A 10899-nucleotide genomic window follows, 5' to 3' on the forward strand; every position below is an offset into this window, starting at 1 on the left:
AACGATGAATACGAAAAAAATACGGCCGGAGCCGTTTGTGTTCCATACGCTGAACGGTCTGCTGATGGTCGCTATCGCGGTTATTACGCTGTATCCGTTCCTGAATACTTTTGCGGTCTCGCTGAATGCCGGCAACGATACGATCCGGGGCGGAATCTACCTGTGGCCGCGCGTATGGACCGGTCAGAATTACCGGGCCGTGTTCGCGAACGGTCATATCCTGAACGCTTTCTGGATCTCGGTGGCGCGGACCGTCGTCGCGACGGTGCTCAGTTTGTTCCTGACTTCGATGCTGGCTTATACGCTCAGCCGCAAAGACTACGTGCTGCGCAAGCCGATTACGATTCTGGTCGTGCTGACCATGTATTTCAGCGCCGGCCTGATTCCGACTTATTTCCTGATGAAAGACCTGCACCTGCTCAACAACTTTCTGGTTTACGTCGTGCCGGGCCTGGTCAGCGCTTTCAATATGATCGTGATCCGGACGTATATCCAGACGCTGCCGGAAGGGCTGATCGAATCAGCCAAGATCGACGGAGCGGGCGATTTTCGCACCTTTATCTCGATCATCCTGCCGCTCTGCCAGCCGGTGCTTGCGACGGTGGCGCTGTTCGTGGCCGTGGGCCAATGGAACTCCTGGTTCGATACTTTTCTGTACGCGTCGTCGAAACAAAATCTAAGCACGCTCCAATTCGAGCTGATGAAGCTGCTGTCTTCTTCCATGAATTTGAACAGCAGCACAGCCGCTTCCAGCGGAGCCAACCCGGGGGCCGCCGTGCAAAACATGGTAACGCCGGTATCGATCCGGGCCGCCATCACGATTGTGGCTTCGCTGCCGATCCTGGTCGTCTATCCTTTTCTGCAAAAGTATTTCGTGCACGGTTTGCAGCTCGGCAGTGTGAAAGAATAAGCGCCGCGGACACAAAAATGCCGCCCTTGCAAAAGGAGAATAAGGGTATAGTTAACAAGAAACGGCATGTGTACGCGCGCCGCGCCGCCTGCCGTATATTCCAATTGATCACGCAAAGGAGCGCATCGATGAGCACAACGTTTAACCAGCCGATCGTGACCCATCTCTATACGGCCGATCCTTCCGCGCACGTATTCGAAGGCAAGTTGTATATTTATCCTTCCCACGATCTCGACCACGACGGCCCGAGCAACGACAACGGCGATCAGTACAAGATGGAAGATTATCATGTGCTGTCCCTGGACGGCATCGGGGCGGAAGCGACCGATCACGGCGAAGTCCTGCATGTGCGCGACGTGCCGTGGGCTTCGTCCCAGATGTGGGCGCCGGACGCCGCGTACAAGAACGGCAAGTATATTTTGTTTTTTCCCGCGCGGGACCGTGACGGCCTGTTTCGGATCGGTGCGGCGATCTCGGACTCGCCGGGCGGGCCGTTCAAAGCGGAAGCCGATTACATTCCGGGCAGCTTCAGCATCGATCCCGCCGTGCTGGTGGACGACGACGGCGAAGCCTACCTGTATTTCGGCGGACTGTGGGGCGGGCAGCTCGAACAGTGGCAGAGCGGCGTGTACGAGAAGGAGCGGACGGAAGGGCCTGCGCCCCACGAGCCCGCGCTGGGTCCGCGCATGGCCGCGTTGAGCGAAGATCTGCTGTCGCTGGCCGCGGAGCCGCGCGAAATTTCTATCGTCGACGAGAACGGGAACCCGATTTTGGCCGGCGACGAGGATCGCCGTTATTTCGAAGGACCCTGGGTTCATAAATACGGCGGCCTGTATTACTTGTCGTATTCCACGGGCACGACGCATCGGATCGTCTACGCGACCAGCCCCTGCCCGCATGGGCCGTTCGTTTACAGAGGCGTGATGCTGACGCCGGTCGTCGGATGGACTACGCATCATTCCGTCGTCGAGTTCGGCGGGAAATGGTATTTGTTCTATCACGACAGCTCCCTGTCGGGCGGCGTCGATCATAAACGGTGCGTCAAATACACGGAGCTGCGCCATCTTGAAGACGGAACGATCGAGACCATCCGTCCCGATGCCGCGCATACCGGAGGTTTGCGATGACAAACCGGCCTTCGCTCCCGGATCGTCCGGGCTTCGTTTACGCCAATCCGATTCTGCCCGGCTATTATCCCGACCCCAGCGCGATCCGCGTCGGAGAAGATTATTACCTGGTTACCAGCTCGTTCGAATACTTTCCGGGCGTGCCGTTGTTCCACAGCAAAGATCTGTTCAACTGGACACAGCTGGGGCATATCCTGACGCGCCGCTCACAGATCGATCTGCGCACCCGGCGAAGCTCCAGCGGCATCTACGCCTCGACGCTGCGCCATCACGACGGACAATTCTATATGATCACGACCGATGTGCGGGGAATCGGGAATTTCTATGTGACCGCCGAGCGGCCGGAAGGGCCGTGGTCCGATCCGATTCCGCTGCCGCACGGCAATATCGACCCGTCGCTGTTCTTCGACGACGACGGCCGCGCTTACGTGACGGCGCAGAATGGAGCCGGTTACGAATCGCATATTATCCAGTACGAGATCGACCCGGCGACAGGCGAAGTGCTGTCCGAGCCGGCCGCGATCTGGCGCGGCGACGAAGGTCCGTGGCTGGAAGGGCCGCATCTGTACAAGATTCGCGGCCGCTATTACCTGATGGCCGCCTCGGGCGGCACGTCTGTCGACCACCGGGAGATTATCGCCAGGGGCGACAATCCGTACGGACCGTTCGAAGACAAGCCGGAGCCGTTTCTGACGCACCGCGGTCTTAAAGACCATCCGGTGCAGTGCCTCGGGCATGCCGACCTGGTCGAAGACGCGCGGGGCGATTGGTGGGCGGTGTTCCTCGCCATGCGCCCGGTCGAAGGCGGATACTCGCCGCTCGGCCGGGAAACGTTCCTGGCGCCGGTTCGCTGGAGCGAAGACGGCTGGCCGGAGATCGACAACGACGAAGGCCGGGTAACGGCGGGGGAGAAAGCCGTTCCGGTACTGAGCGGGGAGCGGCGGGAAACGGCGGACCCGACGGCGGGTGAAAAAAGCCGGCTTGCGGAAAGCAGAGGCGCTGCCGGCTCCGGCGACGGCCAAGCAGCCGCGGCGGGCAGAGCGGCTGCGAATGCGCCGAAGGAAGAAGCTTCCGGGGAAGAAGTCGAGCTGCGCGGCGGATTCGGTCCGCAATGGGCATTCCTGCGCGATTACGAAGAAGCGCGCTATGACTGGTCCGAGCGGCCCGGCAGCCTGGCTCTCCGGGGCTCTCGCCATTCGCTGGACGACGAAGCGGCGGCCGCGTTCGCCTGCCTGCGGCAGCGGCATCTGCGGATGGAGCTGTCCGCCGCGCTGGATTACGAGCCGGTTCGAGAAGGCGAGCGGGCGGGAATCGCCGCGCGGCTGAACAACCGCGGGCATTTCTTCGTCGGCCTCGCGCTGGAAGGCGGCCGCCGGGTGCTGCTGGCCGAACTGCGCGACGGCGAGCGCCTTGAACGCGCAGTGATTCTGCCGCGGCCGCCGGAAGGGCTGCTGCATCTGAAGCTGCGCGCGGACGAGACCGGTTACGGCTGCGCCTGCTCCGCGGACGGCGCGGAATGGACCGCCGCCGATTTCTTCGCGCCGGTCTCGGCGCTGTCGCCGGAAGTCAACGGCGGCTTCACCGGCGTCTGCGTCGGCCTGCACGCTTCCGGCGCGGGCGAAGAAGCCTCGCCCGCTTATTATTCCCGGGTGCGCTATGCGCCGCGCCGCCAAAGTTGACCGCACGGTGCCTGTGTTTGATGGAACTTCGAAAGTCGGTTTTACTTGTGGTTAGGTGGAACGTGTTGAATAAGTTGACGTATGGTCAACATTTAATGAGTAAAACCGAGAAATCGGCGGAAATGTTGACTTTATGAACAGATTCTGATTTGAAAAGTGCGGGAATCGACGATTTAGGCGGAAAATGTTGACGGAAAGTCATAATTTTGCTGGCAAGCTTCTTTTTTCGCTGGAAATGTTGACGAAATGCGCACATTGGAAAGTCGGCGATTGGAAATCCGGCATGTTCAATACAACATACAAAACAAGCGAGCCCCGAACAGAAATGTTCGAGGCTCGCTTGTTTGAATCCGATGGAAAATTGCGTTCTTTACTGCTTCGGAGCCAGTTCGATCGCGGAGCGGATCGCGGCGAGCATGCTGGCTTCGCCGGCGATGTTCTTGCCGGCGATATCGAAAGCGGTGCCGTGGTCGACGGAGGTGCGGATCACGCCGCCTTTGAGTCCCACGGTGATATTGACGCCGTCTTCGATGCCCATGACTTTGATCGGGGCGTGGCCCTGGTCGTGGTAGCAGGCGACGACGATATCGAAGTCGCCCCGGCCGGCGCGGAAGAACAGGGTATCCGCCGGATAAGGGCCGGTAACGTCGATGCCTTCGGCCGCGGCGCGGGCGATGCCCGGAGCCAGCTTCTCTTCTTCTTCGCCGTTGCCGAACAATCCGTTCTCGCCGGCGTGCGGGTTGATGCCGCACACGGCGATGCGCGGTTTGTCGAAACCGGCTTTGCTCAGCGTATCGTGCGCCAGCTTGACGACGGTGTAGGTCCGCTCCGGCGTGATGCTTTCGATGGCGGCGATCAGGCCCATGTGGGTAGTCAGGTGGATGACGCGCAGATTCGGCGTGGTCAGCATCATCGAGAAGTCTTCGGTATCGGTCAGCGCCGCCAGGATCTCGGTGTGCCCCGGGTACATATGACCGCCCAGGTGCAGCGCTTCTTTATTCAGCGGGGCGGTGCAGATCGACTGGATCGATCCTTCTTTCGCCAGCTCGATACTTTTCGCCAGGAACTGGTAAGCGGCATTGCCGGCTTCCGCCGAAACTTTGCCGAAAGGCAGGTCTTCCGGCAGCAGGTCGAGATCGAAGATATCGATCGTGCCGTATTCGAACTTCGCGTCGGATACCGATTGGACCGGGTTCACGGCCAGTTCCGAGCCTACGATTTTCAGCGCTTTTCGCAGAATCTTCGCGTCCCCGATGACGAGCGGGCTGCACGTTTGATAAATATCCTTCGTTTGCAGCGCTTTGGCGATAATTTCCGGACCGATGCCCGCGGCGTCGCCCATTGTAATTCCGATAGTCGGTTTCATTGTTAATTCTCTCCTTTCAATCTTTCCATCGCATGAATAAATACCCGATCCGTTCCGAATCCGCCGGCTTTCGTAATCACGTACAGGTCTTCTTTGCCGAGAAACGTAGAGATCGGCACCCCGATTTCCAGCTCGTCCAGCAGTTCGAAGCCTTTGATTCCCCAGCGCAGACAGATCTGCTTGGCGGTGTCGCCGCCGCTCATGGACACGCCTTTGAAACGATTTTCTTCCAGCAGGGGAGCGCAAACGGCGCCGAGCGCTTTGACGATCTCGTTGCTGATCTCGGTACGGTCGAGCCCGGCGGCTTCGCCGACCCGCCACGCTTCTTCGATATGCTCCGGGCTGCCGGTCGAATAGATCACCACGTCGCGGCCCCGTTCGGCGGCTTCCAGCGCTTCCCGGTAAACGCGGCCGATTTCCCGCTCCTGTTCGCCGCCGGAAGCGACGGCTTTCCACGATTCGAACGGTATCGCATGCACATCGGCCCCGTCCAGCAGATGCCGGAGCTGCGCCCGGGAATTGCGGTTGACGCTGCCGATCACGGTCAGCACCGGCCCGCGGTTGATTTCGATCTCAAGACGCTGCGGCTTCGACGGCAGTTCGTAGTAGGCGGGCAGATAATTCGCCAGACCGGCCGAACCGGCCCAGGCCAGGCGGTACGGCGCTTTTTTGACGTCGGCAAGAATTTGTTCCAACTGCCGTTCCTCGGTCGAATCGATAACAAGATACGTGACTTCGTCCCTGCGGTACTGCTCAAGCTTGCTCCAAATATGCGCCCGGCCCCGAACCAGATCGTCCGCGGTCAGCGTTCCGATCGAGCGCTTGGTCTGCTTGCCCAGCAGGTCGGGCAGGTAGGAGAGGGTGACCGGCGTTTTGGGGTCTTTCGCGATTTCGGTTTCTCCTACCGGCACACCGTCCAGATACAGCATGGAGTCGAGCACGGTACGGTTGTTTTTGGGATAGCCCGGAGCGAACATGACGAAATCCGGTTTCAGCGCGTCGTACAGAGCGTCGATTTCCGCCCCGATATTGCCGCGCATGGTCGAATCGACTTTTTTGAAAATATTGCGAAATCCCGCGTCCAGCAAAAAACGCGCGGCGGCATTGACCCGTCGGTAAGCTTCGTCCGCTTTCACCGAGCGGCTGTCCGTATCGAACGCCACCGCCTCGTAAGACCCGATGCGGGATTCGTCCATATCGAACAGCACGGTGGTCTTCATTCCGTTGCGGGACAACTGCACGCCGCTGTCGTTGGCTCCCGTCAAGTCGTCCGCGATAATGGCAAGTTTCATTCCGGTTGCTCCTTCCAATCCGCAGCCGGCGGGCGAGAAGCATAGTGCCGCTTTGCCTGCCGGCTTTCTCTGTCTATTGTCTTTTTATTTGCGGTCTCTGTCTCTAACTTCTGTCCATCTTCGATTTCGATCTATTCGTTAATCTCCGGCGAAGGCGCTTCCGCGAAGATTATCGGTCCGCCGCCGGTTCGGGCTGCGCGGCGTCCGCTGCGTTCTTGTTGTTGTACTTGGCCAGTCCGCCCGGTTCTTTCTCCAGGCGCTTCGCCAGGAAGCCGATAAAGATCGGCAGCAGGACGGAGGTGGTCACGACGCTCGCCGCGATCTGGACGGTCGCCAGCTGCGCGATCGGTTCGAACGCGATATTGGCCGCGGCGATCGCCGCCGGCGTTCCGACCGCGTTGCCGGCCGTCGAGCCTTCGGCCGCGCCGACGATCGGGTTCCAGCCCAGCAGTTTGAACAGCAGGTACAAGCCGCCGCCGGTCAGCAGAACGGTCATCACGCCGAGCAGGATGCCGCTGAGCCCGCCTTTGATAATCGCGCTGAAGTCGATGCCCATGCCCAAGGCGAAAGCGAAGAACGGAACCAGCTTGTCGCTGCCTTTGTACAGGAAATCGCCCATTTCTTTATCCAGGTTGCCCAGGATGATGCCGACCGCAAGCGGGAGCAGCACCGCGACGAACGTGATCGGCGAGAACAATCCGTTGGCGAAGCCCATCGCGCCGAAGACCGAGAGCGCCACCATGGTCAGGAACGGACCGTCGCTCAGCGCCAGAAACGGATAAGCGGCTTTGTCTTCTTCTTTGCCGTACTGTCCGGCGAACGCGATATACATGCCGCCGTTGGAATTGGTCATGGCCCCGATGATTGCGATCGGCGCAAGGCCGAGGAACAATCCGTTGGTATCGGCCAGCCAGAAAGCAAGCAAACCGACAAGGAAACCGAGCAGCCATTTGACGACCAGCAGGGTAACGCCTTTGGCTACCGATGCTTTGGCTGTCCGCAGATTGATCTGCGTACCGGCCACGAGCAGGAACAAGGCGATGAGCGCGCTTGCGCTGTTAACGAAAAGCGCTTCCGTAAATCCTCCGATTCGAAGAGCGCTCGGGAAGAATGTGTTGATGGTCGCGGCCAGCAGCAGCGGAACCACCATCATGCCTCCGGGAATGCGATCTAAAGTCGCTTTGATTTTCATTGTGTCGATCCCCTCTCAAACGATGATTAAAGCGTTTACTTTTCATAATATAACGCCGAATGTTTATTAAAGCAACACTTTATTTAAAATTGATCTAGATAATTAGAAGTTATGTTTAATTTTGCAACAATAAAAACCGTAAAAAAAGCGAAGCTCAAAGATTTACTCTTTAAGCTTGCGCCATAGGGTGGCCCGGTTGATGCCCAGCCGTTCGGCCGTGCGCGACTGGTTTTGATTTTCTTCCTGCAGCACTTCCCGGATAATCGTTTTCTCGATTTCTTTCAGCGTTCCGCGCGGCGTCCGCCAGGGAGCGGGAAGGGAATGATCGGCCGTTACTTTTTGCAGCGTCTCCAAACGGATCACGTAATCGGACTCGTTCAGCGCGGCCTGTTTGATGAGATTTTTCAGGCTGTCGATATGCTGCGGATAATCCGCGCTCAACAGAAAAGGCTGCGCCGCGGCCTGAAGCTTGACGGCGGTCGTGCCCAGGCGCTGGTTGCAGTCGGACAGGAAGAAATGGGCCAACTGCGGGATGTCTTCCCGGCGCTCGCTCAGCGGAGGCAGCAGCAGCAGGGCGATATCCGCTTCCCGCAGCAGCGGCTCGTTCGGCGCTTCTTCTTCGAGCATCAGCACACGGATTCGCCGCTCTCGCAGCCCCCGGATAAAAGCGATCAGCCGGCCTTCGTCGTCTACACTCCGCGTATGCAGCAGCCTGACCGTGGCGACGGCGCTGAGCGCAAGCGCTTCGACTTCCCGCATCCCGATGCGCTTCAAGTCGATCTCCAGCAGCAGGCCGCCCGCCGCCATATCCCGGTGCAGATCGTCGGCGATAAAGTGTTTGCCCGTTCCTTCGGCTCCCTGCAAACAAAGCGGCTCGCCGTTCCCGTACAGCGTTCGCGCATGCCGCAAAACGCGGCGAATCGCGGGCGAATTGTCGGCCAGGGGACCGCCGTCGACGGGCCGGAGCAGCGAAACGCCTTCCTGCGCCGCGGGCGGAAGCTCGTTTCTGTGCAGCAGGTACAGCGCATAAACCTCGTCTCCAACCGAATAGCGCGTGCCTTCGACGGTGAGCGTATGATCGCCGGACGGGAACGTGCGCGCGATCCGGCCGCCGCCTGTCCGCAGCTCGCCGCCCAGTTGCACCAGACGCTCCTCGGTCAGCGGGTTATCGCCGAAGTCGCCGAATTTTCGATACACGACCCGGCCGCGCTCGTCGACGACGATCAGATTGGGATGCGTTTCATGGATAAAAAGCTCGAACACCCGCGCCAGACGCTCGCCGCGGTGCAGATAGCCGACCAGCATCCGGGCATCGTCCAGCGCTCTTATCATCGATTCTTTGCCGGAGTGGATCAGGAAACCTTTCAGTCCGTAAGCGTTGGCCGTTTCGAGCGTAATCACGTCCCCGGCGATCTGCTTGTACCCGCGATTTTTCAGATCCAGGATTAAATCCGGCACTTCTTTGGACGAGGTGACGGTAAAAGCTTTCAGCGGCAGGTCGAGCAGATCGATAATCGCCTGGGCGCCGGACGCGATATTGGCGAATCCGACGATGGCCGTTTTCTCCTGTAAGCCGCTTGCCAGCAGCAGCGAACGGATCATGTCGTAACCGGACAGCTGGATATCGATCACCGGAATCGTAACGGCCTGCTGGATCGAACGCGCGGTGCCGCCCCGGCTGACGATCACGTCCGCGCCTTTTCGCTCCGCGTCCGCCGCCTGCTGCACCCCGTTGTCCAGATCGCCGACCGAGTACCCGATATTCAATTCCGGAAACAGCGGTATGGATTCCTCGATAATCGAAACCATGGAAGAATACGGCGCTACAATATGTACGTTTATGTTCATGGACCATCCCCGCTTTTCGTTCAAGATCGTGACAATGCCGCCGTTTGCGGCGCTTCGCTCATTATAGCACAGCCGGTCTCCCGGATTGGAATCGGAACGTGATCGCGCTCCGGCGGCAACTTTTGCGGTTTGACGGGCGTTTAGTAGTTAGAAAAAAAGGTCGGCTTGCAGCGATTGAACAAAAGAAAAAAAGCAGCCGGGAGGAGGATGAGTATGGTTGCCGGTGAAAAAACGTCATGCGAATATAAAAAGACATACGGAAAGCGCGGACTGAGCGCCGCTCTGACCGTTCTGCTGTTGAGCGCCGTGCTTGCGGGCGCAGGCTGCTCGAACGGACGGGAAGCCGCGGAAGCCGCGGGAGAAAAGATCGTCCAGGCGGACCGGTCGATGGTCGACCCCGCCGTCAACTACGCCAGTATGAAGCAGATGGCCGCAGACTCGCCGCTGATCGCGGAAGTCGCTTTTACCGGTAAAGGAGAGGCCAGGCGGCAGGAAGGATTGAATTCCGGTTTCGACGCGGCGGAAGTCCGGAAAGTATGGAAAGGCGGGCAGGAGCTGAACGGCCGGACGATCGGCGTGCTTGATCTCGAATCGACCGCTTTTCGTTCCGCGGATCGAGGAGACCGCTTTGTTTTGTTTTTGCAGCCGTATGAAGCGAAGCCGGGAGAGGCCGGGGCGGCTGCGGAAAAGTATGCGATCAGCGGCGTGTATCAGGGACTGTTCCGCGTGGACGACCGCGATCGGGTGATCTACGAAGAAGGCTCGTATGCGGGCGAATCCAATTTTCAGATGCGGGCCACGCCGGCGGCGCTTGATGAGTTTGAACGGCAGGTGCGCTCGGCTTTTGATTAAAAAAAGGGATTGCGGCAGACGTTGAATTTTCCCGAAGCCGCGTGACGACGATCACCCTGCGCGCCAAGCAAGTCGGCTACACTTTTCTTACGGATTCGAGTTTGTGAACGGCATCGCAAACCCGATACGGAATGTATAGAGAAGAAAAGGCGGGTTGACTCATGAAAGATGGTTTCGACTTTGAAGATATGAAATCGATCGGGCGCGGAAAGCTGGGCGGACAGGTACCGCTGGAACTGTTCCGCACCATCCGGCTGATCGGGATGTACCAGGCGCTGCCGATGAACGGCAAAAGCACGACGGCGACGATCGGACGCAAAATCGGCGAATCGCTGCCGGTCTCGTCCGTGGACGATATCCTGCGCATGTTCGAAGAATTGAAGATCGGCATTCCGAGCATTGTGCACCAGGACGAAAAAGGGCTGCGCGTGGCGGTGGACGACTGTTTCTGCGAAGGGCTGCCGGTGCTGGAAGGAAAGATGGTTTGCGATCTGGAAGGGGCGATTCTCGAAGGCGCGCTGAACCGGGTGACCGGCCGCAAAGTGCGCGTGCGTGAGGTCAAATGCAATGTGTCGGGCGACGAGCGCTGCGAGTATGAAGTTAGATACGGACTTTAAAGAATGAACTAAACCA

9 protein-coding genes are annotated in these 10899 nt (G+C 59.1%); 5 read left to right on the top strand and 4 right to left on the bottom strand.

The annotated features are described in order from the left end of the window. Positions 1-4 precede the first annotated feature (4 nt). The 3 genes from QWJ34_RS21330 (at position 5) to QWJ34_RS21340 (ending at position 3716) form a co-directional block, all read left to right on the top strand. Complete coding sequence (locus QWJ34_RS21330) at positions 5-910, top strand: carbohydrate ABC transporter permease (protein ID WP_302730994.1); 906 nt, start codon at positions 5-7, stop codon at positions 908-910. A gap of 128 nt (positions 911-1038) precedes the next feature. Further along, the gene (locus QWJ34_RS21335) at positions 1039-2037 is read left to right on the top strand and encodes a glycoside hydrolase family 43 protein (RefSeq protein ID WP_302730995.1); all 999 of its coding nucleotides are present in this window, start codon (positions 1039-1041) and stop codon (positions 2035-2037) included. Next, positions 2034-3716 (top strand): glycoside hydrolase family 43 protein, encoded by a 1683-nt coding sequence (locus QWJ34_RS21340; protein WP_302730997.1) that lies wholly within the window; start codon positions 2034-2036, stop codon positions 3714-3716. Before QWJ34_RS21335 ends, QWJ34_RS21340 begins: the two co-directional genes overlap by 4 nt. 370 nt (positions 3717-4086) lie before the next feature. Here the strand turns inward: QWJ34_RS21340 and pdxA are convergent, their stop codons facing one another. The 4 genes from pdxA to QWJ34_RS21360 all read right to left on the bottom strand — a co-directional run bounded on the left by pdxA (position 4087) and on the right by QWJ34_RS21360 (position 9414). Beyond that, positions 4087-5082: a 4-hydroxythreonine-4-phosphate dehydrogenase PdxA gene (pdxA, locus tag QWJ34_RS21345; protein WP_302730998.1), complete on the bottom strand. Its 996-nt coding sequence runs from the start codon at positions 5080-5082 to the stop codon at positions 4087-4089. A 2-nt stretch (positions 5083-5084) separates the two neighbouring features. Next, positions 5085-6374, bottom strand: coding sequence for a four-carbon acid sugar kinase family protein (locus QWJ34_RS21350; RefSeq protein WP_302730999.1), 1290 nt, complete (start codon positions 6372-6374; stop codon positions 5085-5087). A gap of 169 nt (positions 6375-6543) precedes the next feature. Next, positions 6544-7566, bottom strand: a complete 1023-nt coding sequence (locus QWJ34_RS21355; RefSeq protein WP_302731000.1) for a 2-keto-3-deoxygluconate permease — start codon at positions 7564-7566, stop codon at positions 6544-6546. A gap of 162 nt (positions 7567-7728) precedes the next feature. After that, on the bottom strand, positions 7729-9414 hold the full coding sequence (locus QWJ34_RS21360; protein WP_302731002.1) for a sigma-54-dependent Fis family transcriptional regulator: 1686 nt from the start codon (positions 9412-9414) through the stop codon (positions 7729-7731). Positions 9415-9627: 213 nt separating this feature from the next. Between QWJ34_RS21360 and QWJ34_RS21365 the strand changes: the two genes are divergently transcribed. Together QWJ34_RS21365 and QWJ34_RS21370 are read left to right on the top strand one after the other, a co-directional pair. Next, positions 9628-10266: a hypothetical protein gene (locus QWJ34_RS21365; RefSeq protein WP_302731003.1), complete on the top strand. Its 639-nt coding sequence runs from the start codon at positions 9628-9630 to the stop codon at positions 10264-10266. Positions 10267-10427: 161 nt separating this feature from the next. Next, positions 10428-10883, top strand: coding sequence for a V4R domain-containing protein (locus QWJ34_RS21370; RefSeq protein ID WP_302731005.1), 456 nt, complete (start codon positions 10428-10430; stop codon positions 10881-10883). Positions 10884-10899: the final 16 nt, after the last annotated feature.

The organism is Saccharibacillus sp. CPCC 101409, assembly GCF_030518235.1.
Classification (GTDB): Bacteria; Bacillota; Bacilli; order Paenibacillales; family Paenibacillaceae; genus Saccharibacillus.